Source organism: Emticicia fontis (assembly GCF_054779675.1).
Map to the genome: position 1 here is coordinate 338,129 of NZ_BAAGXU010000066.1, position 23,695 is coordinate 361,823.

Genomic DNA, 23,695 nt, shown 5'->3' on the forward strand with positions numbered 1-23,695 from the left:
AATAAAATTGGAGGTTTGTTAATTAATGAGTGATAGCATATAGCCATTGTCCGGTTGCATATCCGGCTTTGAAGATGGCAATCGCACCGCCTATAATCAGGATTGGTGTCATGACCTTGAGCATTTTCAATTGTTGCAATTCTTGTTTTTTCATACCTGTTACGTGTTTGTGTTTAAATACTAATTGGCCTAAAATCGGCAATTTTTTAGACTCAAAGCTAAGCGATGTTTTCAAAACCAATTTGTCAAATCCTGCTAATTACAAGATTTCATCTTTCAATCAACTAATTCATTCTTTATCTTAAAATCGGAGATTTACTTAATAAAATGAGACGGAGATGTGCCAAAATGCCTTTTGAAAGCTTTGCTGAAAGTATGAATATCAGAGAAGCCGGATTCGATGGCAGCAATAGAAACAGAATTTCTATCGTGCAGCAAAATCTTCCGGCCATATTCCAGACGTTTCTGAATAAGGTATTGATTAGGTGATAGGCCGAAGACTATTCTAAACAATCTGAAAAAATGATATTCAGACATACACGCTTCCTGCGCAATCGTTTCGATGGAGAGTGATATGGTAAAATAATTATCTATAAAGTCTTTTCCTCTTTGTAGCCTTCTGTATAAATCTTTTTTAGTATCGGGCTTCAAGCTAGGGATTGCCTGCAATTGTGTGTAAACCGGAATCTGATCTTCAATAATTTTCTCTGAAACGGCATAGAAAAACTCAGTAGATATATCGTCTTTAGTTGTATCACTCTGATATACTTTGGAGGTCAGAACCCTTAATAATTTCCCCAGTTGTGTTTGGGTATCAGAATATTGGTTTTCTAAAAAATGAGTAGACGACAAGTATTGACCTAATTCATTATCTGTATAAGCGGTATCAGGTCTTTTTTTACTGGCCAGCACTTCGGCAATCATTTGGGGGTTAATATTAATACAAATGCCTTTTACATTTCTATTGGCTTCTATTTCAACACTCCCCTCATAGGTATCATTGGTGAGCAAATATTTTCCAGTTTCTATGGGGTAGCTTTTATTATTGAGTTTATATCGTTCTACTCCCTCCACCACATATTTAATGGCAAATCCCTCTGATTTTACAGGCTGATAATATTCACGCAAAGAAGAAAAAACCAATGAATTCTGTTTTATTCTGATTACATCAAGCGCATTTGTATGTTCGTTGAATAAATGAATCATTGGGTGACAAATAGTTTTTTCATAATTTTCTTCAAAGAAAAAGCTATTTTAGTCTTTAGTAAGGCAGTTTTTGATAAAAGGTTATTTTCTATGAAGAGCGAAAAAACATTATTCGGGATATATTTATTAAAATCAGAGAATCCGATACCAGCAAATACTCTATATTTGCCTCATGCAGCATCTATTTCCATTTATCGAACTCCAATTAATGCAAGCGAAAATCAGCATTGAAGAGATGTATGCGGCGCTTCATCAGGTTCAGCAGAATAAACTGGCTGGCTTAGTGGTGCCTCCTTTCTGGGTAAAGAAATTACGCAGAGATTGGGGAGTTGCTAATACAGCCATGCTTGGAACAATTATCGGTTATCCCAATGGCTATCAACGCACCGAAGTAAAGCAACTGGAAACAGAACTTGCTTTAAAAGACGGAGCTACCGATATTGAAGTGATGCTCAATACTTCTGCCTGGTTTTCAACACAAAAGAATTGGGTAAAAATAGAATTTGCCAAATTGGGGAAGCTTATTCATCAACAGGAAGTTTTTTTTACGGTAGCTATAGATGCTTGCCATTTTGATCTTATTAATCTGCAACTAGCCATAAAAGATGCCATTGATGCAGGGGCAGATTATATTAAAATTTATCAGGCACTCAATCTGGCTCAATCTTTAAAAATCAAACAATTGACTCCAGATCGTGTTGGCTTAAAGGTTTTTACTTCTGAGACTAATGAGGAAGAGATGCTAAGATTGACCGAGGCTGGTGTGGAAAGAATTTGTTTACTAACAATAAAATAGCTACCCGAAATGCGCTTCAAATAGCTATATCCCCTATTACTAACCCTTAATATTCAGCCTTTATCATTTCTTTCAGATCCGGCTGATTGTTCATTATTTCTATTTCAATATTTTCGAAAGAACCATTCTCAAATCTGTTTATCTTTTTGGCTATACCTAAAATTTTCACTTCTCTGAGTTCTCCATATATTTTTCCCGAAATAATCGCTTTTTTATCTGAAACTATCTGCCATCTGGTAATTTCGATAGTAAAATCTGTGTCGGCTTTACCATTTACAAAGCCATATATGGTTGTATTTTCCTTTTTGCCATCTATAGACCCCGAAAAATTAACTTCCATATCTTTTACACTATATTTTGTCGGCATCTCTTTCGGATTAAATATCTGAATGCTGATTATCCGGTCATCAGGCGCTATCACAGACCCAAACTGCAATAAAAGATAAGGCTTATTATTGGCATAGTTTTTAACGCCCTTGCGCCAGAGTACAGCGCCTTTATATGTGAGCGCCGCTCTAAATGGTTTACTATCTAATGTAACCAACAAATCAGGCCTTTTACTTTCGTTTATATCAAGCAGCTTACCGTCAGGTTTTACACCTTTTGGGTAAACTTTAAACCCTTTACGTAGTGCATCGTTATAATTACCGGGGTCATCGGCTGTAAAAAAATCAATAAAGGCACTTTGACCACTTTTTATCTCTTTTAATAATGCGCGTGTATCAAGGTCTGTTATTTTAATAATGCGGGCGGTGTACTTAAAGCCACTATTTGAATAAATCTCAAGCACATCAGTACTTTTTAACATCCCTGTTTTGATAATGAAAATACCATAATAATTTCCTTTGGGTTCTCCAATATAAATATCACCTGTTTCTGCGGTAAAGGTTTGCCCTAAAACAGAAGATGAAATAAAGAGTAAGAAGAAAAGTATTTTTTTCATGTTTAATAGACTTTATAGCCCGCAATAGTAATAGTGCTGGAATAGTTAAGCAATGTTTGATTGATGCCGGATGCCTGAGTTACCCTAAAAGTTATCAAATCTCCTGCATTTAGTTTAGCCGTGAATGCAGAACTGGTTCCTGTAGTAAATGTAGATGAAAAGCCAACTAAATAGATGTATTGATAAAGAAGTGTCCCATGATTATGCATAGATACTCTTACAGGTTTATTAGATAAATCTGAAGTACTAAGGAAATAAGTATTCACATCAAAATGATATACCCCATCTAAGGGTACTGTAAACTCTCCAGTAGATGGGTTAAAATTAAATCCATCATCAAAATGCTCTGTTAATCCTGTAATCACAGCTTCTATTCCTGTGGTCAATGTAATATTATTACTAAGATAAGCTGCAAAACCTATTCTTCGTTCTTCCCAGGCTGGTGTAGCATTCCCTTTAGATACTAACACCATGCCTTCGGCACCAACACTCTCTCCGGCAGCCTGCAATGGCCCGGTTAGTTTTATTCCATTTTGTGCTACAAGTTTCTGATTTACCGTAACTATGCCATTTGTACCGTTAATATTTAATCGTTGAGCATCTCCGGTATAGAAATTAATATCATAATTATTTTTTGAACCAATTTCGAAACTGTTGTTAATGGCCTGAATATAACCATTGATCATTATCCCATCATACATACTTATGTATGGAGTAGTTCCCTGAAACCGGGCTACTTCGCTGGTGGCATTAATATGTAATGGAATGGAAGGTAGTGTATTCGCGCCTATTCCGATAGAATTAGGCAAAGTAGTAACCTGCCCGGCACAGAGTTGGCTTATTAAAAGTGTGATAAAAAAGAAATAAGTATTCGTTTTCATGAGTTTATAAAGGTATGAATCAGTAAATTTTATAACAGGTAACGGTTCTGGTTGTCAGGCTTCCATTATCCCCTATATCTATATTACTACCAGATGCCTGAAAGAAGGAAAATTTAACTGTATCGTTCTGTTGAAGTTTTAATCTGAAAGAAGTTTCAACGCCATTACCATAGCTTGAAGAGGTGCTTATTATAAAATTGCGTTGCTGACTTATTATGTCATTCCTGTACAACCTTATATATCCCGGAATATTCGGACTGCTGGTTAAATTAGGTATTTTAATATCAATATCGAAAGCATACAAGCCACTAGAGGGAGCGGTAAATACTCCCGTTACTTTATCAAAATTACTGCCATCATCAAATTGTTCATTAAAATTATTCAGGAATGTTTCGCTGGCGTTAGGCACCTCATATCCCCCAACCGGGAACAGGCTTGCCTGAAAACCCACTTGCGGGTTCTGGCTGATAGAGCTCCAGACTGGCGTACCGTTGCCTAGTGACATCAGGACATCACCCAGGGTACCCGCATTATCTCCTACCCTTAGTGACCCTACCAAATCAAGTCCGGCGCCTGCATTAATACGGGTGTAGGCTGTAATACCGCTACCATCACCGTAGATTTTCAGGCGTTGAGTATCGCCTGTATAAAATGTGATTGTATAATTGTTCTTTGAACCAATTTCAAAACTATTGTTAATCGCCTGAATATAGCCATTGAGCAAGGCATTATCATAAAAAGATACATATGGTGTAGTTCCCTGAAACCGGGCTACCTCACCCACACTGTTGATATGTAAAGGAATAGTAGAGAGCGTACCTGTGCCTATACCTATCGAAGTAGGTAATGTACTTACCTGTGCAATTGAAATTTGTGTAGTAAAGAGTAGAAGGAAAAGTTTTCTCATATAAAATAGGGGCTTTGTGTTGCCAAAACTCTTAAAATAGAACCAGCAGCACAAGCACCAATGAGTATTTAGCGGTGATGAGTTAATATCTTGCAGGAAATAGGAGAAAATTGGTAGGAGCTTATTGAGCCAGCCTTATGACAACTGATGTGCCTGTGGGATGGCCGGCTGAGTCAGTCTTGTCTATGATTTCATATTGTATGCTCCATCCATAAATTTTATTGAGTAACTTTATTCTATCCTCATTAATTTTCAAACCCATCGATTGATGTCCCTCTGAATTATACTTGAGTTCAGCTGCCTTTTCTCTTCCGATACCATCATCCTCAATCAGTATTTGTACCTGTCCATCGATTTCAAGTATTTTTAAACTTAACATTCCTTTTACAGGCTTATTGGTTAATCCGTGTTTGATGGCGTTCTCTATATAAGGCTGTAGCAATAGTGCCGGAATCATCGTACTCTGAGTATCAATATCTGGTGCTATCTCGTATTTAAAATCAAATTTATTCTGAAATCTGAATTGTTCGAGTTTAATATATAGCAAGGCTGTATCTATTTCTTCCTGCAATGTAACAACCTGCTCTTTGGATTTTTGCAGAATAGAACGAATCAGCATCGAAAAATCTGTCAGGTAGTCAGCCGCTTCATCCATTTTGTTTTTGACAATATAGCTTTTAATTGAATTAAGGCTATTAAACAGAAAATGCGGATTAATCTGTAAACGCAGAATATTGAGCTCGGAGACCGAAACAGCCTGTTCCAAATCGTTTTTCTGATTTATAATTTCAACAGACTTATAGGCCAATCCCATTGAGAAAAACAGGATTTCGAGTAAAACACAGGTATTGAAAAATACATTCGGATAATGCTCCAGTAAATCAGAACTCTGTGGTATCCATTGCAACCAGCTTGAAATAAAACCAAAAATACCGGCTAATAATAAAAAAGTGCTGCCAATTTTAATATAAAATGCCAGTTGGGTTTTAATCTGATAGATAAAAAATAATACTACGCATCCGAATACCGACAGATACACCTGAGTGAATATACTCAGATAAATTTCCCAGTCATATCTATTCAAAACAAGCGTAATAATTAGTTCTAAAGCCATCAGCACGCTAATTGTCTTCAACAAAAACCGGATAGTTTGGGTAATAAAGGGATGTGAATGGGTATAAAGCAGAAACTTGCCAATAAATAAGAAATAAAAGAACTGGGTTAGTAGTACATAAAAATTTTGTCTCAGGGAAGTCAGCAAAAACGGGAAATACTTCATAAAATACACCACAAATGGCGAATGCTCAAACCCCCAAATAGCAAACCCGGACATGGAAAACAAATAGAGCGAATAGTATAATATATATAGCTGGCGGTTAAGAATGTATTGCAGTAGTGTAAATACTCCTAGAAATAACAAGATGGCTATCAGCGAATAATTAAACACCATTGCAAAGCGATCCTGATATAAGGCTTGTTCTTTATTGCGGGCCTCTTGATTATAAGATACAAGCCTCGGGGCAATCTGCACTTTTTTAAGAGAGAACCGATTGAGCCTGGCATAATAGATATATATTTTATGCGGGGGTATAAGAATAGGCAGATAGGCCCCGTCAAATCTGAAAGGCCGCTTATGCTCTGTCATTAATCTGCTTGCTTCTGCCACCTGAAGCATCCTTGCACCATCAGATACATATAAAGTAGTATAAAAACTCCCTCCGGCTGTAAAGAGACATTTTAAAGTATCTGATGTTACATTTTTTATCTGGAAGGTTAGCCATATATCAGTACCATATCTTGAAAAATGGTCAAATTCATGGAGGAGATTAAGCCGCTTAAACGACTGATTCTTAATCCTGTCAATGGAGCATTGATGAGTAGAATCAAGAAAAAAATCAGTGTATTGTTTTAAATCTAATACTTCGGCTCTACTGAAAGTGCTATCTGCTATTGCCATATTCTGGGCATTCAAAAAACCAAATAAACCCATTAATACCAATGTAATGATAGTCTTTTTCATACTTGCCAACCTAACTTAATCTGCTTAATAACTTGGATTTGTTGGCACGCGATACCTGTAAGATAGTCCCGTCGTTTAAAACCACCGAGCCGGACTCACCCTTAATATATTTCTTTACATGCTCAAGATTTACTACATACGAATTGTGGATACGAGCAAAGGCTGAATCATTCAGGATACCTTCAAACTCTTTCAGGGTTTTTGAAATGAGTATTTTTTCCTGCCCTTGCAACACAATAGTAGTATAATTACCCTCTGCTTTGGCGTAAGTGATTTGGTGAATACTTACAAACTCGAACCCTTCCAGAGTGGGAATAGCCACTTGGCGTCGTTTAATACTATCTTTTTGCATATTCGCCAGTAACAAAGCAATATTCTGCCTGATACTATCATTTTTCTGCTTATCTCTGATTCTCTCTGCGGCTCTTATGATGCTTTCCTTATTAGTAGGCTTAACCAGATAATCTACTGCACAAAATTCAAATGCCTTTAAGGCAAAGTTATCATAAGCTGTTACAAAAATGACATCAAAATCAATTTGCTTCACTTGTTTCAATAAGTCAAAACCATTGAGCAAGGGCATTGAAATATCAAGAAAAAGAACATCGAATGGGGTATGATTGATATATTCAACCGCTTCAACCGGGTTATTTAATTTTTGTAAAATCTGGAAATCAGGGCAGAATTTATTGAGTTCTGCTTCAAGAACATCCAGGCATTCTTCTTCATCATCTACTAAAACTACCGAGGTCATTGTGTTGAATAATAGGTTCGTTTCAAATTTATCTTTTTTTCATAATCTCACCAAACCAACCATTTATAAAATGAACAGATAACTATAAAAGACTCATTAAAATACATTGATATGCCTGATTTTGCGCAGTTTTAATAATCTCTCAAATATTTTATGAATACTATTGCAAATATTATGCAAGCATACTATTTTTGTTGATGTATCACGATTTTTTTAAATCGTTTTTGAAACTACTAACTATGACAGATACTATTGAATATAAAGTGCCTACCATGGCAGAAATGGCCATGAACGGGCAGGAACCTGAAATACTTTTCTGGGTTGGTTGCGCAGGTTCTTTCGACGACCGCTACAAAAAAGTAACCATTGCTTTTGTTAAAATTCTGAACAAAATCGGGGTTAATTTCGCTGTATTAGGTACTGAAGAAAGTTGCACCGGAGACCCTGCCCGCAGAGCCGGAAATGAGTTTACTTTTCAGATGCTGGCTCAACAGAATATTCAGGTTTTGAACGGTTATGGCGTAAAAAAAATAGTAACTGCGTGTCCACATTGTTTTAATACGCTGAAAAACGAATATCCCGAATTAGGTGGTAATTATGAAGTGCTTCACCACTCGCAATATCTGCAACAATTAATCAACGAAGGTAAAGTAAAAGTAGAAGGTGGTGGCACTTTCAAAGGTCAGAAAATCACTTTTCATGACTCCTGCTACCTTGGCAGAGCTAATGATGTTTACGAAGCCCCTCGTCAGGTATTAGAAATACTAGATGCAGAACTGGTAGAGATGAAACGTTGCCGTACCAATGGCTTATGTTGTGGTGCAGGTGGGGCGCAAATGTTTAAAGAACCAGAAAAAGGCAATAAAGATATTAATGTAGAACGCATAGAAGATGCCCTGGCAACAGGCGCTAAAACTATTGCGGTAGCTTGCCCGTTCTGTATGACGATGATTTCCGACGGCGTGAAGAATAAAGAAAAAGAAAACGAGGTAAAGGTATATGATTTGGCAGAATTGCTCATTCAGACACTTTAGTTCGTTTGCTGACAGAACTTTTACAGGCAGATTGAATGTTTAGCTAACAGAATAAAACCTGTATTATGTATATTTCTTTTGAACAAATTCCTCAGAGTGCCCGTATCTGGGTTTATCAAGCAAACCGCAACTTGACTGATGCAGAAGTCAATGATGTTGAAACTACTTTACAACCAGCCGTAAGCCAGTGGGCAGCACACGGTGCTTCTTTATTAGCTTCAGTAAAGGTATTGCATAATCGTTTTGTAGTGATTGCTCTAGACGAAAACCAGAACGAAGCCAGTGGTTGTTCAATAGATGCTTCTACCAGATGGTTCAAAGAATTAGGAAATCGTTATAATATTGACTTTTTCGACCGCTCTCAGGCTTATATTGATGGAGACGAAATCAAGACCTTTTCTATTTTCCAGCCTAAAAAAGCGATTGAAAGCGGACTTATCTCTGCCAATACAATTCTATTTGTAAATAACAATAATCTCCACACATTAGCTGATTTATCTACCCAATGGCAAGTACGCGCTTCAGAAAGTTATCTGAAAAGATTTTTCAACAACGTGGGTTCTTTAGCTTAAATCAAACTTCTCTTTATTGATTATGGAATTAGGTATCAGCACATTTGGAGAAGTACACGCAGATGGTGTATCTGGCAAAGCAGTTAATGCCCATACGCGCATGCAGGAGTTAATAGCCGAAGGCAAACTGGCCGATGAAGTGGGTTTAGATGTATTTGCCGTAGGTGAACACCACCGCCCCGATTTTATTATTTCTGCTCCTGAAGTAGCACTAGCTGCCATTGCAGCGGTTACTAAAAATATTCGTTTGTCAAGTTCTGTAACCGTTCTAAGTTCTGCTGATCCGGTTCGTACTTTTCAGAATTTTTCTACTTTAGATCTCATTTCGAATGGTCGGGCAGAAATCATGGCGGGTAGAGGGTCATTCATAGAGTCTTTTCCTCTATTCGGTTATAGTCTGGATGATTACAATGAGTTATTTGTTGAAAAACTTGATTTGCTGACCAAGATTAATCAATCTGAAATCATTTCGTGGAAAGGTAAATTCAGAGCGCCTATCCATCATTTAGGGGTATATCCCAGACCTATTCAGGAGGCGCTTCCGATATGGCTGGCAGTAGGTGGCACACCTGCTTCGGCTATCCGTGCAGGAAAGATGAACCTGCCAATGACTTTGGCTATTCTGGGTGGTCGTCCAAGCCAGTATGTATCGTTTGTGAATCTTTACAAACAGTCGTATAAAGAAGCCAGGCACGACCCCGCTAAATTCCAGCTAGGTATTAACTCACAGTTTTATATTGCCGAAACCTCTCAACAAGCTGAAGATGAATTCTGGCCTTCGTACGAAAAACTGATGAATCGCGTCGGCAAAGAACGTGGCTGGTCACCTATTACCCGCGAGCATTTTGAATATTTATGTATGCCTGACGGGCCATTGTTTGTAGGGAGTCCACAACAGGTGATTGATAAGATTCTTTATCAGGCAGACCTTTTCGGTCATACTCGCTTTCTGGCACAAATGGTGAAAGGAGATATTCCTCATACAAAAATCATGAAAGCTATTGAGTTATTTGGTACACAAGTCGCTCCGGTTGTCAGAAAAGCACTAAATGTAGTTCAGTAGTTAATTCCGTATTATTAAAAGTACTATGGCCGAAACCTTATTTATACCGCAAACCACCGCACGCAAAGAAATTTATGAAAGTCTGCTACCACAAGTAGAAGGCTTGATAAGCGGAGAAACAGATACCATTGCTAATCTGGCAAATATAGCTGCCGTCCTGAAGGAAGCCTTTGGCTTTTTCTGGGTAGGTTTTTACATCAAAAAAGAAAATCAATTGGTTTTAGGGCCATTTCAGGGGCCAATTGCCTGTACCCGTATCAATTTTGATAAAGGTGTATGTGGCTATTGTTATCGAACCAAAGAAACTGTAATTGTGCCGAATGTTGATGAATTTCCGGGGCATATTGCTTGTAGTTCGGCTTCAAAATCAGAAATTGTCGTGCCTGTTTTTGACCATACTGGCGAAGTACTTATGGTATTGGATGTGGATAGCGATAAATTAGATGATTTCTCGGAAGATGATAAGGAGGGGTTAGAGAAAATGATGCAATTACTTCAAAAGACCTTTACACTTGTAATATGAATAATCTGTTTCCCATATTTTTAAAACTGGAAGAACTACATACTTTGGTTGTAGGTGGCGGGAATGTGGGTTTAGAAAAATTAGAAGCAGTTTTACGCAATTCACCTAAAGCAAAAATTACCTTAGTAGCACCCGAAATCAAAGACGAAATCAAGGCATTGGTAGAAAGCCATAATCTGACTTTAGTTTTCGAAAAATATCACAGCAAGTATCTAGAGGGTATAGATATAGTTATTGCAGGCACAGACAATAAAGCAGTAAACCAACAAGTACAGCAAGATTGTAAAGCACGGAAAATATTGGTTAATATAGCTGATACTCCCGACCTTTGCGATTTTTATCTGAGTTCGGTAGTAGTAAAAGATGATTTAAAAATAGCTATCTCAACCAATGGCAAGTCTCCTACATTTGCCAAGCGCTTCCGTGAGGTTTTAGAAGAAATATTGCCTGATACACTGCAAGAAACCTTAGATAATCTGCAAAGCATCAGAAATAAACTAAAAGGTGATTTTCAGGAGAAAGTTCAGAAGTTGAATGAGATTACTAAAGTAATGCGAGAAAAATAAAAATAAAGAAGCCCTCTGTCTACCTGAACAAAGGGCTTCTTCTTTTATTTACAAATTACTAAGCCACTGCCAAGGTATTCTTTCTCTCCCCTATCTGTTGTCTCCACATAGCGTAGTATAATCCTTTTTCGGCTAATAACTCTTCATGTCTGCCAACTTCGATGATTTGCCCTTGTTCTAAAACAAAGATTCTATCGGCGTGCATGACCGTACTTAAACGGTGCGCAATCATTACTGTGATATAATCTCCTTGTGCCGTTACACTTTTCACTGTATTGGTAATTTCTTCTTCTGTCAATGAATCTAAGGCAGAGGTAGCTTCATCAAATACAAAGATTTTCGGGTTTCTTAACAAAGCCCTGGCAATAGAAAGGCGTTGTTTTTCACCACCTGAAATCTTGATTCCTCCTTCACCGATGATTGTATCAACTCCATTATCTGCACGAGCCAGTAAGGTTTGGCAAGCTGCTTTTTCCAATACATCCATTATCTGTGCATCCGTTGCATTGGGCTGTGCAAAAAGGAGGTTTTCTTTAATTGTTCCTGAAAACAATTGGGTATCTTGTGTAACAAAACCAATCTGTGAGCGCAATTCTTCAATATTGATTTCATCAGAAGGCAGATTGTTATAATAAATCGTTCCATGTGAAGGATTATATAAGCCTACTAATAGTTTTACCAAGGTGGTTTTCCCTGAACCTGATGGTCCTACAAACGCCACTGTTTCTCCCTCTTTTACTTCAAAATTAACATGGTCTAAAGCATTGGTATGAGCAGTCAGGTGTTTAAAGCTTACATTTTCAAATTGTAAGTGTTTAACTGTCCCTAAATGAGTTGGGAATTCTGGTGTTACTTCAATTGGCTTCTTTAATAGTTTGTCGAAGTTATTTAATGATGCCTCTGCTTCACGATAAGCAATAATCACGTTCCCGATTTCCTGCATTGGGCCAAATACAAAGAAAGAGTAGAATTGCAAACTCAATAACTGGCCAACAGTCATTTGCTCTCTGAAAATCAGAAATAATAATACAAAGAGAATACACTGGCGCAGAAAGTTAACGAATGTTCCCTGTACAAAACTGATACTACGCACCCCGCGTACTTTCTTTAATTCTAATTGGAGAATCTTGAAAGTATTCTGATTTAAGCGTTTTATTTCCTGCCCGGTTAGCCCTAAACTCTTAATCAATTCGATATTACGAAGTGATTCAGTGGTTGTTCCGGCTAAAGCAGTTGTTTCTTTGACAATGACCTTTTGTATTTCCTTGATTTTTCTACTCAATACTCTGGTTAAGGCTGCTAATGCAAAAGCGCCAATAAAATAGATACCTATCAACCATGAGTTAACACTTAAAGAATAGATAGTCAGGAAGACAATACCAACCAAAGAAGTAAAGGCAACGTTAATAAATGAAGTAATAAATTTTTCTGAATCTGTACGTACTTTTTGTAAAATCGAGAGTGTTTCACCACTCCTCTGATCTTCAAATTGCTGATATGGCAGGTTTAGTGTGTGCTTTAGTCCATCAGTAAATACGTTTGCACCCAGTTTCTGAATAATCATATTTACCATGTAGTCTTGCAAAGTCTTGGCAATTCTACTTACCATGGCTACACCTATTACAGCACCTAACATCAAAGAAACACCTTTCAGGAATTCAGGTTCAGTAAAATCTTTGGCACGGTTGGCGTATTTGTCAATGAGTTTTCCAAAGATATAAGGGTCAAGCAGCGAGAAAGTTTGATTGATAGCTGCTAAAGTCAAAGCAAGAACAACTTGCCAACGATAGCGGCTAAGATAATGTAAAAGAAGTTTCATCTAATATTTCCTTGGGAATTAAGTGTAGAAGTTGTTTAGGATTGTTCCTTTCATTTAAAAATGTGTTGTTTTAGCTCCGCCTGCATCAAATAATCTCAACCGTAGCGATGTTACGCTTTTATTATTTGATTTGGCTCGCTCAAAACACCCCTATTTTTAAAAAGAAACGAAAATCCAAAACAACTTCATAGGTTACTAATTAAAGAACAAAGCGTTTTTATAAATAATTCCACGCTATTTGGTTGCTTAACTATAATTTCACATCAATTTTCACCCGGAATCGTCTAATAAATTACCATTCTTCCAAAGATTCTTTTTTTATCTTTATTTTTAGAAAAACTTTGTCTTATAAACTGAACCGTTATGACACCTGTTAGTACTAAAGCTTTCATCAGGAAAGTGAAAGATATTACCATCAGCAGTACGCTTGCTTTGGCTATTTTAGGAAGTAGTTTCACCTTACAGAGTTGTAACAATGACTCTGAAGACGATTATGAATACGAAGAAGTAGATGTGTATACCAAAGGCGTAAAAACCTATATTTCTGAAACTTCTAAGGGTATCTTCAAAATTACGGATGAGGTAGAAGTACCTGCTGATAGCTCGGTAGCTATCGTTACTTATCTGGATGGCAAAAAAGACACGCTTTCACCAAAAGCAGTAAAAGCTTTGATTGATGATGAGGTACGCACAAACCCGAGTAATATCGGTAGAAGCGATAATTTATCAAATGCACTTTTATATGGTGGCATGGGTTATTTGCTGGCAAAAACACTAAGCCCGAATTATACACAATATCGCCCCGATGTAAGCCCAAACAACGGCATTGCTCAAGCCTCCGGCTCTAGAAATGATAGTACAGCTCGTCGTCGTCATGGTTATTATGGAGGTGGTATGTTAAGATATTATGCTACTGCGGCAGCCTTCCGCAAATCAAGTGAGATTCATCAGAACATCAGTCATTCGCGTACTACTATGTCAAGACCAGTAGGTGGAAAAAGCGGATTTTTCCATAGTTCCAGCCATAGTAGCCATCACTCTTAATTTGTAAAGCGATTTAGAGGTCTATTGATACAGTAATCGCTTAAAATCCATCATTATGAAACTGAAAAAATTAATAACACCTCCACAGCAATTCCTGAGAAATGCTGGCTGGGATTGGATGTTAGGAGAAGATACTTTGCCTTATATTACTGACGATATGGTGGTAGTATCAGAACAAGAAGCAGAACAATATTATGAAGCTGCCAACGAACTTTATGAGATGTTTGTAGAGGCAGGGCAGCACGTACTTGATAATAATCGTCTGGAAGAATTGGGTATCCCTGAAAACCTTCATAGGCTGGTAAAATACTCATGGGATAACGACAAGCAATGGCATTTATACGGGCGTTTTGATTTAAGTGGAGGTCTTGATGGCAAACCAATTAAATTGATTGAGTTTAATGCCGATACAGCAACCTGTATTCCTGAGACAGCTGTTGTACAATGGGCATCGTTGAAAGCGAATAATCTGGATGAAAGCCAGCAATTTAATACATTGTATGAAAGGCTGGTTGAAAATTTCAGAGAGATACAAAGACAAAATCCAAGCTTTGAGCCGACCCTTCTCATCTCAACTATGCGGGATTACCCGGAAGATGATACTAATATGCAGGTACTGGGTGAGGCCGCCAAAGAAGCAGGTTTTGAAGTAGCTTTTGAATATATTGATGAAGTAGAGTTCTCGCCTATTGAAGGTATTTATAAGCAAAATGCAAAAGATGGGAGCTTTACGAAATATGATTATTGGTTCAAATTAATTCCGTGGGAATACATTGGCTGGGACGAACCTGAGTTGGCAGATATATTGACCGATATGGTTATCAATCAGAAAGCCGTTATTCTGAATCCTGCTTATACGTTGTTATTTCAGTCGAAGGGCATTTTAAAAGTCTTATGGGAGTTGTATCCAAATCATCCTCTTTTACTACAAACTGAAAATAAGGTTATTCAGGGCAAAGCAAGTGTAGAAAAAGTGCTATTTGGTCGTGAGGGTGCTAATGTCCGAATCCTTTCTGCGGATGGTTATGCCTTAGAAAAGAACGATGGCGAGTATTTTGAGCAGAACACAGTCTTTCAGGAATACACTGAATTTTTGCAGGATAAAACAGGTAATTATTATCAGGCAGGCGTATTCTTCGCGGGAGAAGCCTGTGGCTTAGGCTTCCGCAAAGGTGGCAAAATCATTGATAATAAAGCCCAATTTTGTGGGCATATTATAGAGTAAATAAGAATATAGTGAAGTGGTGATTTACCACTTCACTATATTCTTTATGTTTATCAATTTCTTATTCGCATCATACAAGCGAAGAATATATTTACCTTCCTCGAATCCATTCAGATTGATGGTATCTCCCAAAACTTCGCCTTTATGAATTATTCTCCCTTTCATATCTATTAATTCCATAAATCTCACATGTGCTCCTGATGAGTTAATCAGGATTTTGTCTTCTGTTGGATTAGGAAATACAGTCAAAGTATTTTTTAAGGATTCATTACCAAGAATTAAATACGGAGGAGCTGAATTAGAATAAGAATAAATTGGAAATGGTATTGTTTGTGAGTAGAGATTTAATTCTCCGTCTATTGTCGCTAAAACTCTGAACTTACTATTTGATAGATAAGGAGTTAAAGATTCAACATCTATTGCAATAGTTGTATCAGTAGTATTACCAATAGTGTGTAATACAGTACCCGATATATCAATTAATTGAATATGATATTCTGTTTTTTCTTTTTTATATAAATCCTCATCTGCTTGTATGGTAAAAGGGGTCCAGGTTAGCCTGCCATAAGTTTTAGAAGACAATAGCATAGTACAAGCCTTTCCTGATAATTCAGAGATATTCCCACACTCGTTAACATATTTGTTTGCATAACAATAATAGTTTTTTTCGGTATCTACATCCCTATGTTTAAATACATTGACATTAATGAGTTCTGCTATTTTCATCATTTCGCTCCCATTTACCGACCTATAAAGCTCATACTTAAATTGCGGTTGAACTGCGACCATATTATAGCTAATTGTATTATCTGTGCCTGAACTAACCACTCCAATAGTTTGTAAATTAGGCGGTGTTTTCATTGACGCAGGGTCTACCAATATTTGGGGAGATTTTATTATAGTACTTTTTCTTATACCATTTTCAATATAAACATGGGTGGCCGAAATATTAAATTTAAACTTCACCGGGCAGTACAATTGGTTATATACATAGCTTGTATCTGCTATTTTTTCAGGATAAATATTATTCATATTACTCCCATTTTCCTCCATTACTGTAATTGCAACTCTACTTAATTCAGTATTATTTATTCCATTCCATTCAAGCTTTACTTCCCTGTCTGAAAGTAAAGTAGACTTTAGATTAATTGAACACGCTTCATTTGAGAAAGTATCAGCATTAGTAAGAGAATCTCTTTTTATTAATCTAAAACAATAATTGTTATTGCTTTCTAAGCCTGTAATAATACCGTCGGACAGTTGTGTACTTTTTTTGATTTTTACAGGAGAATCAGTCCAATCAGAAGTATTTTTTAACCGATATTGTATGGTATAATCTTTTCCCATTATACCATCAATCATTGTTACTTTAGCTTCTTCTCCGCCATTTAATCCTTCTAATTGGCTGATAAATGGCGTTTGTGAGTAGGTATTAAAACATGATAAAAGCAAAGCAATTATCACAGCAGTTCTTATGGTAGGATTTACGCGCATTGGTAGTATTAATTCAATTATTCTTTAAGGTTTTATCGTCAAAGCAAGTCTCTAAATTTCTATTTCAAATTCTTCAGATATCTCAATGTCTGAGGCAGGTGTTGTTTTACTTCGGCATTTTCATCTTCAATATAATAATATTTTACACCTGACTGAATAGCTGCCCTCAGGATTTTAGAAAAATTCAATTGACCAGTTCCAACAGCTACATCCGAAGTTAAGGGAGTACCGCCTGATAATTCTCCTGTTTCTTGTCCGGGTTTCATGTCTTTGATATGGATGGCTATAAATCTGCCTTTATGTTTTTTCAGTAATAAAGCTGGGTCTTGCCCGCCATGAAAAGCCCAGTAAACATCACATTCAAAGCTTACATTTTGAGCATCAGTTTTCTGCACGATATAATCAAATAAGGTACCTTCTTCGCTCGGTTTGAATTCATAGCCATGACAATGATAATAAAAATGAAGTCCGGCTTTAGCTAGCGCTGCTCCAGCTCTGTTAAAAATAGCAATAGCTTTATCGGCATCTTCTTTACTAAACTGATTAGGCTTATGCGGAATCCAAGCCGTGCCTACATAAGTAACGCCCAAGCCCTTGGCTATAGCAATCACTTTATCAAGGCTATCTTTGAATAAACCAAAATCCAGCAATGTGCTATAAGGTGTCAGACCTGCATTATCCAGTTCTTTTCTGAAGTCTTCTGGTTTCATACCATAAGTACCTGCAACTTCCACTTCCTTTATCCCCAGACTTTTTACATAAGCCAATGTTCCTGGCACATCGGTTTTAAACTCATCTCTCAGACTGTATAGCTCTAAACCTATTCTGCCATCCAATGATTTACTGATATTAGGTAATTTTTTACCATTGCCATTCTGCAACCACATATCTATTCTGGGGGCATTCCAGTTATAAGGTTTCGAAACAATATCTAAGTCTCCATCACCATCAACGTCATAAACCCTTCCTTCATGAAAATCAATTCCTTTCTGGAAAGTTGTTTTTCTGAATCCTCCTTTTCCATCTCCATAGAGAATAAAGGCTTCGGCATTCGGGTTATCAGGCTCTGTTTTCTTCTCCGACCATTTGGCCATTTCAGCACAAAAAATATCAAGGTTCCCATCGTCATCAATATCGGCGGCTTCCAAGGTATGGCCATGTACCAGTTCTCTGCCTATTAAATCTTTGGCCTTCCAGTTGGCTGTCACTTCTGCGCTTCCTGTACACTCGTAATACAATAATCTGCCTGTGCCATCGCCCGGCGAAACAACAATCTGCATCTTTTTTCCGGCACGGAACTTAGCCGCTACTACTCTACCCCCCTCTTCACCAAATTGAATGGCTTTGAATTTGCCATCGACATATTTAAACCAGTAATTCCCTGCTATCAAATCTGTGAATCCATCTCCATCTACATCTGCTGCAGTACAGCCTTCCGCATACCAGGATTTCTTTTCCTTTTCACCTGCTACAAACACAGGCGTATATTCCCATTTTCCACCTCTCCAGGCCTCCTCAGGAATATCCGCGATAAATAATGTTTTTGCTCCTTGATTCCAGAAAGCGAGCTGAGCTCTACCTGTTTGTTTAAAATCTCCGAAAGCCTGATCATGGTGTTGGGTTTGCCCATCAGTTTTAATTTCTTTACGCTTCCACGGTACATTCGGATTATAAAATGGATATGGATTCTCCCACCACCATAGTTTATTGCTTTGCCAGTCGCCACCAAATACTATATCTTTATCTCCATCATTATCTATGTCATAAAAAGCACCTCCCGCTTCAATCGTTAAGAACTCTTTTTCAATGGCAAATTCCCGCCAGCCTATAGAAGATTCATATTTGAGATAAATCAAGGCAGGTGCTTTTTCTCTGCAACCCATCACTAATTCTGCTATGCCATCATTATCAATGTCTACAACTAAAGAAGCTGTTTGCTGTGTTGTTTTCCAACTCAGTGGAATCTCACCTGTGGTAGAAGAAATAGGTTCCCATTTTTGTGCTAATGTCGCAATGATAAATATCAGGCAGAATGCAATAGAAAGGCTCAGTTTTTTCATAGAAATAGTGTAATATCTGCAAAGATAGAAAGAATATAAAAATAGCAACACAATCGTGTGCTGCTACTTATTTAATGGAATGAATATAGATCAATCAGGCAATTATCTCGTTAATTACTTTCCCCCCTACATCTGTTAATCTGAATGGTCTCCCCTGAAAATCATAGGTGAGTTTTTCATGATTTAACCCTAACTGATTCAGGATTGTGGCTTGCAGGTCATGCACGTGTGTTTTGCCTTTTACACCATAATAGCCGATTTCATCTGTTTCACCATGTGTAAATCCTTTTTTGATGCCGCCTCCGGCCAACCACATGGTATAAGCTTCTACGTGATGGTCTCGACCAAGAAAAGGTGCGGGTTTATTATCCCGGTTTTCCTGCATTGGTGTTCTACCGAACTCACCGCCCCATACCACTAGGGTTTCTTCCAGTAAACCTCTTTGTTTCAAATCTAATAACAAGGCTGACATTGCCTGATCAATCTGACGGCATTTTTCCCAAAGCGCAATTTCAATCGATTCAGACTTGCTTGACCCGTGCATATCCCATCCCCAGTCATAGAGTTGTACGAAACGTACCCCGTTTTCAACTAATTTTCTGGCTAATAAGCAATTATTAGCAAAAGAAGTTTGTCCGGGCGATGTACCATATAATTCATGAATTTTCTGTGGCTCTTTTGAAATATCCATCGTTTCAGGTACTGTCATTTGCATATTAAATGCTAGTTCATACTGAGAAATACGGGTCAATATCTCAGGGTCTTTAAATTCTTCGTATTGACGTTGATTGATTTCATTAATCGTATTAATGGCTTCTCTGCGTATATCTCTACTAACACCTGCCGGATTATTGACATATAAAACTGGCTCTCCGTTAGAGCGGCATTGTACACCCTGGTAAACCGAAGGCAGAAAACCACTTCCCCAGATACTTTTGCCTCCTTCAGGGTATTTCCCTCCTGAAGTAAGTACGATATAACCCGGTAGATTCTGATTTTCAGAGCCTAAACCATAAGTGGCCCACGCGCCCATACCCGGCCGACCTAATCTCGGGCTGCCAGTTTGCATAAACAATTGTGCCGGGGCATGGTTGAACTGGTCGGTATGCATGGCTTTCAGAAAAGACACCTCATCAACCATATTCTGAAAGAATGGCACATAATCAGAAGCCCAGGCACCCGATTGCCCATATTGCGCGAATTTCCCTTGTGGGCCAAGCATCTTGGGTACTCCCCTGATAAAGGCGAATGTTTTACCTTTCAGGAATTCTTCGGGGCAATCTTTGCCATGCCATTTTTCCAAGGCTGGCTTATAATCAAACATTTCTAACTGCGAAGGAGAACCTGCCATGTGCATATAAATCACATTCTTTGCCTTTGGCGCAAAGTGTGGCATCTTAGGCGCTAATGGGTTCTCGGTCAATAAATCTTTCTTTCCATTAAAACAACCTGTTAGCGAGCCAAGCGCCATCATCCCTATTCCGGTAGTGCATTGTTTCAGGAAATGCCTACGCTTAATGGCTTGTAAGTTTGCTTCGCTTACTTCGTGGAAGAGATTCATTGTTTTAATATTTTTATTATATTTGTTTAATCAAATCTTAAAAATCATGCTTAGTGACATAGAGATAAAACCTGCTTTTCATCAATTAATAGACAAAATTGAGAATAAGGAATATTTGAAAGAGTTATATGATAGCATTGCTGCATTGCTTCCTCAAAAAGATGATATTCTTGATGGTCTTAACTCCGATGAAATTCAAAAACTTGAACAGTCAATTCTACAAGCAAAAAATGGTGAAACAACACCTGATGCCAGTTTTACACAACGACCATTAACTAAGTAGCATCGTTTCTTTTGTAATTTATAATACTTTCACTTATCTATCACCCGTGACGGATTGCCAATCCGTATTACTGCTTCGTTACAAATTCATCTAAATTCAAAATAGCATTCGCTACAATAGTCAAGGCAGCTGTTTCTGCCTGTTGTTTTTCTTCTTTCAGAAAATCTTTACTGCTTTGTGGTTTTGTCTTAAACTCTCTTAATGATATTTCATATAAACGTCTGAGTGCATCTAAATCTTTATCAGGTGCATTGTGTATGAAAATCCTTTGATAAGCCCAGTTGATTTGTCCATCTACCGTTTTTGCTCCTTTCTGCATTTGGTTTGCCAGACTTTTGGATGCTTCTACAAATACAGGGTCGTTTAGTAACTGCAAAGCCTGTAAAGGGGTATTGGTACGTATGCGTCTTTGCGTACAAATCTCCCGACTTGGGGCATCAAAAGTAATTTGTTGCGGATAGGGCCCTGTGCGACGAGCGAAGGTATAAATTGCCCGGCGATACTGGTCTTCCCCCTCACTTTGCTTATAATTCAGGCTACTATTTACTGCCTGCCAGACACCATCAGGTTGATAAGGTAATACCGGTTTGCCGTACATCTTATCGCTTAACAACCCACTGACTGCCAAGACCTGATCTCTGACCATTTCAGAAGTCATACGGATACGAGGGCCATGAGCTAATAAGCGGTTCTGCGGGTCTTTACTTGCTAAATCTTCATTACCAGTAGATGCCTGCTTATATGTTGCCGACATAACTATGTATTTAATGAGTGGCTTCATCTGCCATTGATAATCGCCTCTGAATTTAATTGCCAAGAAATCAAGTAATGCTACGTGTGAAGGTTTTGCGCCTTGTGTACCAAAGTCTTCTAAGGTTTCTACCAGACCGATACCGAATAGCTGTTCCCAGAAACGATTGACCATTGTTCGGGCTGTAAGCGGATTATCTTTAGCTACTAACCATTCTGCTAAGCCTAAGCGATTTCTTGGCGCATTTTTCGGAAAAGGATTCATTGAACGGGGCACATCAGGTTGAACTTCCTGACCATGGACCAACCAATTACCTCTGACAAATGTGTGAGTTTTGCGCTCATAATCGGCATCGCTTTTCAGCATAATTGGGGTATTCTGACTTTTAGCAGTCAGCAGATAACGGAAATCTTCAAATTTCTTAGCGTCACCTTTTGGAAAATCTTCCAGGAACGTAAACCAGTTGATTGAAAATACATCCTGTTCCGGCTTCAACTTTCCATTCGTTCCAACTAAATACAAATCATGCCGCCCCTGAGTAGCTTTGATAGGAATAAAGAGCAACTTGTTTTTTGCGGTAGTATCTAATTTTAATTTAGTCAATACTTCTCCGGTAGGGCTATCTTTCCTTAGTTCCAGCCAACCGCCAGGGTTCTTGCTTACATAACTAATAAGAAATGTGGTTTTGTTATCTAATTTTATATCTGGTAAGCGGCATGTGCCAGTATGCCTTAATCCAATATTTCTATCACCTAACAATGCTCCATTCACATAATTATCGGCATAATGTGCATGGTGGCGGGGCTCTAAATTTCTGATTAGTTGATTATAATACTTACCCTTTTCATTACTCAGATTGGTTCTTATCCAGGTAGTCAGACTATCAAGTTTTTTTTCGTCTTCGTCCGAAAACTGACGGTAGTTAGGGGCTTCATCTTGCGTATCTTCATCACGGGTATTGTTGAAGAAGGCCATGATCTTATAATATTCTTCGTTACGGAAGGGGTCGTACGGATGGCTGTGACATTGCACACAAGCAAAAGTAGTTCCCTGCCATACATCAAAAGTGGTATTTACCCGATCAATTACCGCCGCCACTCTGAACTCCTCATCTACCGTACCCGTTTCATCATTATTCATCGTATTCCGATGGAAAGCCGTGGCAATCAACTGGCTTTCGGTAGGTGAAGGCAATAAATCTCCGGCCAGTTGTTCTTTGGTAAATTGGTCGAAAGGCATATTGGCATTAAAGGCATCAATCACCCAATCACGATAACGCCAGATAGTGCGACCATTATCTTTCTGATACCCTCTGCTATCCGAGTATCGGGCTAAATCCAACCACATAGAAGCCCAACGTTCTCCATATTGTTTAGAGGTCAGTAATTCGTCCACTAAGGCTTCATAAGAACCCTCTTCAGTCACATATTTTTTTATCTGTTCTGTAGTTGGTGGTAACCCTACAATATCCAGACATACTCTTCTGATTAATGTGGCTCTATCTGCTTCTTTGGCAGGCGAGAAACCCTCTTCTTCCATTTTGGCTTTGATAAAATAATCGATATCATTCTGTTCCCAACTTCCAAAGCTAAATAATCCGGCAAATAGCCCTTTATTAGGTACTTTTACTTCTTTTGGCGCTACATAGGCCCAATGGTCACCCCATTTTGCGCCCTCCTTTACCCATTGGGTCAACACATCAATATCCTTCTGGCTCAATTGCGGTGCTTTATACGGCATTCTTTCGTCAGGGTCAGTATGAGTCAATCTTTTGATAAATTCACTCTGTTCAGGATGAAAAGGGATAATAGCAGGCTTACCTGATTTTGTTTTTGACAAGGCTTCATTACGAAACAAAAGGCTGAAATCTCCCTGACGTTTTACACCTCCATGACACGAAATACAATGTTTATTCAGAATAGGCTTTATTTCTGTGCTATAATCTATAGCACCCGAAGAAGTGTCTTTGAAATAGCTCCACCCGATAGAAAGTGTGGCAATGATAAGAGCTGATATAATAAAAAAGCGAATCCGCATATGTGTTTAGGCCAATATCTAACAAAGTTAGCTGATACCTAAATGATTAGCCACTAGATTTCTGTTTTTTTCTTGTACTTTTTTGATATTATTTTTAACATATAGAAGTAGTAAAGAAGACCCATCTATAGCAAAAATTTTAAGTACAAGCAGATT

The 23,695-nt window shown here is 38.0% G+C and carries 21 protein-coding genes; 9 read left to right on the forward strand and 12 right to left on the reverse strand.

From position 1 onward, the window contains the following. Nucleotides 1-22: 22 nt before the first annotated feature. Together ACYVFA_RS26830 and ACYVFA_RS26835 are read right to left on the reverse strand one after the other, a co-directional pair. Nucleotides 23-154, reverse strand: coding sequence for a hypothetical protein (locus ACYVFA_RS26830; RefSeq protein WP_460474947.1), 132 nt, complete (start codon nt 152-154; stop codon nt 23-25). Between the two features lie 161 nt (nt 155-315). Then, on the reverse strand, nt 316-1,206 hold the full coding sequence (locus ACYVFA_RS26835; RefSeq protein WP_460474948.1) for a helix-turn-helix domain-containing protein: 891 nt from the start codon (nt 1,204-1,206) through the stop codon (nt 316-318). A gap of 172 nt (nt 1,207-1,378) precedes the next feature. On the opposite strand from ACYVFA_RS26835, the gene ACYVFA_RS26840 reads away from it, so the two are divergent. Beyond that, a complete protein-coding gene (locus ACYVFA_RS26840; protein ID WP_460474949.1) occupies nt 1,379-2,002 on the forward strand; it encodes a beta/alpha barrel domain-containing protein in 624 nt (207 codons plus the stop codon). A 46-nt stretch (nt 2,003-2,048) separates the two neighbouring features. Here ACYVFA_RS26840 and ACYVFA_RS26845 read toward each other — a convergent pair whose 3' ends face one another. The 5 genes from ACYVFA_RS26845 to ACYVFA_RS26865 all read right to left on the reverse strand — a co-directional run bounded on the left by ACYVFA_RS26845 (nt 2,049) and on the right by ACYVFA_RS26865 (nt 7,507). Beyond that, the gene (locus tag ACYVFA_RS26845) at nt 2,049-2,945 is read right to left on the reverse strand and encodes a hypothetical protein (RefSeq protein ID WP_460474950.1); all 897 of its coding nucleotides are present in this window, start codon (nt 2,943-2,945) and stop codon (nt 2,049-2,051) included. Nucleotides 2,946-2,947: 2 nt separating this feature from the next. Further along, a complete protein-coding gene (locus ACYVFA_RS26850; RefSeq protein ID WP_460474951.1) occupies nt 2,948-3,826 on the reverse strand; it encodes a complement C1q domain-containing protein in 879 nt (292 codons plus the stop codon). 19 nt (nt 3,827-3,845) lie between these two features. After that, entirely contained in the window at nt 3,846-4,733 is an 888-nt protein-coding gene (locus ACYVFA_RS26855; protein ID WP_460474952.1) for a C1q-like domain-containing protein, read from the reverse strand. A 121-nt stretch (nt 4,734-4,854) separates the two neighbouring features. After that, the gene (locus ACYVFA_RS26860) at nt 4,855-6,753 is read right to left on the reverse strand and encodes a histidine kinase (protein WP_460474953.1); all 1,899 of its coding nucleotides are present in this window, start codon (nt 6,751-6,753) and stop codon (nt 4,855-4,857) included. 10 nt (nt 6,754-6,763) lie between these two features. Then, entirely contained in the window at nt 6,764-7,507 is a 744-nt protein-coding gene (locus ACYVFA_RS26865) for a LytR/AlgR family response regulator transcription factor (protein ID WP_460474954.1), read from the reverse strand. A 239-nt stretch (nt 7,508-7,746) separates the two neighbouring features. On the opposite strand from ACYVFA_RS26865, the gene ACYVFA_RS26870 reads away from it, so the two are divergent. The 5 genes from ACYVFA_RS26870 (at nt 7,747) to ACYVFA_RS26890 (ending at nt 11,265) form a co-directional block, all read left to right on the forward strand. Beyond that, nucleotides 7,747-8,541 (forward strand): (Fe-S)-binding protein, encoded by a 795-nt coding sequence (locus ACYVFA_RS26870; protein ID WP_460474955.1) that lies wholly within the window; start codon nt 7,747-7,749, stop codon nt 8,539-8,541. Nucleotides 8,542-8,606: 65 nt separating this feature from the next. Beyond that, on the forward strand, nt 8,607-9,113 hold the full coding sequence (locus ACYVFA_RS26875) for a hypothetical protein (protein ID WP_460474956.1): 507 nt from the start codon (nt 8,607-8,609) through the stop codon (nt 9,111-9,113). 22 nt (nt 9,114-9,135) lie between these two features. Continuing rightward, a complete protein-coding gene (locus tag ACYVFA_RS26880) occupies nt 9,136-10,176 on the forward strand; it encodes an LLM class oxidoreductase (protein WP_460474957.1) in 1,041 nt (346 codons plus the stop codon). A gap of 25 nt (nt 10,177-10,201) precedes the next feature. Continuing rightward, nucleotides 10,202-10,699, forward strand: coding sequence for a GAF domain-containing protein (locus tag ACYVFA_RS26885; RefSeq protein ID WP_460474958.1), 498 nt, complete (start codon nt 10,202-10,204; stop codon nt 10,697-10,699). Beyond that, entirely contained in the window at nt 10,696-11,265 is a 570-nt protein-coding gene (locus tag ACYVFA_RS26890; protein WP_460474959.1) for a precorrin-2 dehydrogenase/sirohydrochlorin ferrochelatase family protein, read from the forward strand. The genes ACYVFA_RS26885 and ACYVFA_RS26890 overlap by 4 nt, the downstream gene beginning before the upstream one ends. 58 nt (nt 11,266-11,323) lie before the next feature. Here the strand turns inward: ACYVFA_RS26890 and ACYVFA_RS26895 are convergent, their stop codons facing one another. Then, complete coding sequence (locus ACYVFA_RS26895; protein ID WP_460474960.1) at nt 11,324-13,084, reverse strand: ABC transporter ATP-binding protein; 1,761 nt, start codon at nt 13,082-13,084, stop codon at nt 11,324-11,326. Between the two features lie 363 nt (nt 13,085-13,447). Here ACYVFA_RS26895 and ACYVFA_RS26900 point away from each other — a divergent pair, with 363 nt between their 5' ends. Both ACYVFA_RS26900 and ACYVFA_RS26905 read left to right on the forward strand, forming a co-directional pair. Beyond that, a complete protein-coding gene (locus ACYVFA_RS26900) occupies nt 13,448-14,128 on the forward strand; it encodes a hypothetical protein (protein WP_460474961.1) in 681 nt (226 codons plus the stop codon). A 52-nt stretch (nt 14,129-14,180) separates the two neighbouring features. Continuing rightward, on the forward strand, nt 14,181-15,353 hold the full coding sequence (locus ACYVFA_RS26905; protein ID WP_460475221.1) for a glutathionylspermidine synthase family protein: 1,173 nt from the start codon (nt 14,181-14,183) through the stop codon (nt 15,351-15,353). A gap of 24 nt (nt 15,354-15,377) precedes the next feature. Here the strand turns inward: ACYVFA_RS26905 and ACYVFA_RS26910 are convergent, their stop codons facing one another. From ACYVFA_RS26910 to ACYVFA_RS26920, 3 genes are all read right to left on the reverse strand, one after another. Next, nucleotides 15,378-16,847 carry a fibronectin type III domain-containing protein gene (locus tag ACYVFA_RS26910; RefSeq protein ID WP_460474962.1) on the reverse strand — a complete coding sequence of 490 codons (1,470 nt, stop codon included), beginning with the start codon at nt 16,845-16,847 and terminating at the stop codon, nt 15,378-15,380. A gap of 59 nt (nt 16,848-16,906) precedes the next feature. After that, nucleotides 16,907-18,907 (reverse strand): FG-GAP-like repeat-containing protein, encoded by a 2,001-nt coding sequence (locus ACYVFA_RS26915; protein WP_460474963.1) that lies wholly within the window; start codon nt 18,905-18,907, stop codon nt 16,907-16,909. Nucleotides 18,908-19,001: 94 nt separating this feature from the next. Then, nucleotides 19,002-20,468 carry a DUF1501 domain-containing protein gene (locus ACYVFA_RS26920; protein ID WP_460474964.1) on the reverse strand — a complete coding sequence of 489 codons (1,467 nt, stop codon included), beginning with the start codon at nt 20,466-20,468 and terminating at the stop codon, nt 19,002-19,004. A gap of 46 nt (nt 20,469-20,514) precedes the next feature. Here ACYVFA_RS26920 and ACYVFA_RS26925 point away from each other — a divergent pair, with 46 nt between their 5' ends. Beyond that, nucleotides 20,515-20,751, forward strand: coding sequence for a hypothetical protein (locus ACYVFA_RS26925; RefSeq protein WP_460474965.1), 237 nt, complete (start codon nt 20,515-20,517; stop codon nt 20,749-20,751). Nucleotides 20,752-20,818: 67 nt separating this feature from the next. Here the strand turns inward: ACYVFA_RS26925 and ACYVFA_RS26930 are convergent, their stop codons facing one another. Then, nucleotides 20,819-23,539 (reverse strand): DUF1553 domain-containing protein, encoded by a 2,721-nt coding sequence (locus tag ACYVFA_RS26930; protein WP_460474966.1) that lies wholly within the window; start codon nt 23,537-23,539, stop codon nt 20,819-20,821. Nucleotides 23,540-23,695: the final 156 nt, after the last annotated feature.

Excerpts from the sequence above, each read along its gene's own strand:
- ACYVFA_RS26895 (WP_460474960.1), bottom strand. The coding sequence starts at position 13,084 with ATGAAACTTCTTTTACATTATCTTAGCCGCTATCGTTGGCAAGTTGTT.
- ACYVFA_RS26875 (WP_460474956.1), top strand. The coding sequence starts at position 8,607 with ATGTATATTTCTTTTGAACAAATTCCTCAGAGTGCCCGTATCTGGGTT.
- ACYVFA_RS26880 (WP_460474957.1), top strand. The coding sequence starts at position 9,136 with ATGGAATTAGGTATCAGCACATTTGGAGAAGTACACGCAGATGGTGTA.
- ACYVFA_RS26915 (WP_460474963.1), bottom strand. The coding sequence starts at position 18,907 with ATGAAAAAACTGAGCCTTTCTATTGCATTCTGCCTGATATTTATCATT.
- ACYVFA_RS26850 (WP_460474951.1), bottom strand. The coding sequence starts at position 3,826 with ATGAAAACGAATACTTATTTCTTTTTTATCACACTTTTAATAAGCCAA.
- ACYVFA_RS26900 (WP_460474961.1), top strand. The coding sequence starts at position 13,448 with ATGACACCTGTTAGTACTAAAGCTTTCATCAGGAAAGTGAAAGATATT.
- ACYVFA_RS26865 (WP_460474954.1), bottom strand. The coding sequence starts at position 7,507 with ATGACCTCGGTAGTTTTAGTAGATGATGAAGAAGAATGCCTGGATGTT.
- ACYVFA_RS26885 (WP_460474958.1), top strand. The coding sequence starts at position 10,202 with ATGGCCGAAACCTTATTTATACCGCAAACCACCGCACGCAAAGAAATT.
- ACYVFA_RS26910 (WP_460474962.1), bottom strand. The coding sequence starts at position 16,847 with ATGCGCGTAAATCCTACCATAAGAACTGCTGTGATAATTGCTTTGCTT.
- ACYVFA_RS26835 (WP_460474948.1), bottom strand. The coding sequence starts at position 1,206 with ATGATTCATTTATTCAACGAACATACAAATGCGCTTGATGTAATCAGA.
- ACYVFA_RS26830 (WP_460474947.1), bottom strand. The coding sequence starts at position 154 with ATGAAAAAACAAGAATTGCAACAATTGAAAATGCTCAAGGTCATGACA.
- ACYVFA_RS26920 (WP_460474964.1), bottom strand. The coding sequence starts at position 20,468 with ATGAATCTCTTCCACGAAGTAAGCGAAGCAAACTTACAAGCCATTAAG.
- ACYVFA_RS26890 (WP_460474959.1), top strand. The coding sequence starts at position 10,696 with ATGAATAATCTGTTTCCCATATTTTTAAAACTGGAAGAACTACATACT.
- ACYVFA_RS26860 (WP_460474953.1), bottom strand. The coding sequence starts at position 6,753 with ATGAAAAAGACTATCATTACATTGGTATTAATGGGTTTATTTGGTTTT.
- ACYVFA_RS26855 (WP_460474952.1), bottom strand. The coding sequence starts at position 4,733 with ATGAGAAAACTTTTCCTTCTACTCTTTACTACACAAATTTCAATTGCA.
- ACYVFA_RS26845 (WP_460474950.1), bottom strand. The coding sequence starts at position 2,945 with ATGAAAAAAATACTTTTCTTCTTACTCTTTATTTCATCTTCTGTTTTA.
- ACYVFA_RS26840 (WP_460474949.1), top strand. The coding sequence starts at position 1,379 with ATGCAGCATCTATTTCCATTTATCGAACTCCAATTAATGCAAGCGAAA.
- ACYVFA_RS26930 (WP_460474966.1), bottom strand. The coding sequence starts at position 23,539 with ATGCGGATTCGCTTTTTTATTATATCAGCTCTTATCATTGCCACACTT.
- ACYVFA_RS26870 (WP_460474955.1), top strand. The coding sequence starts at position 7,747 with ATGACAGATACTATTGAATATAAAGTGCCTACCATGGCAGAAATGGCC.
- ACYVFA_RS26925 (WP_460474965.1), top strand. The coding sequence starts at position 20,515 with ATGCTTAGTGACATAGAGATAAAACCTGCTTTTCATCAATTAATAGAC.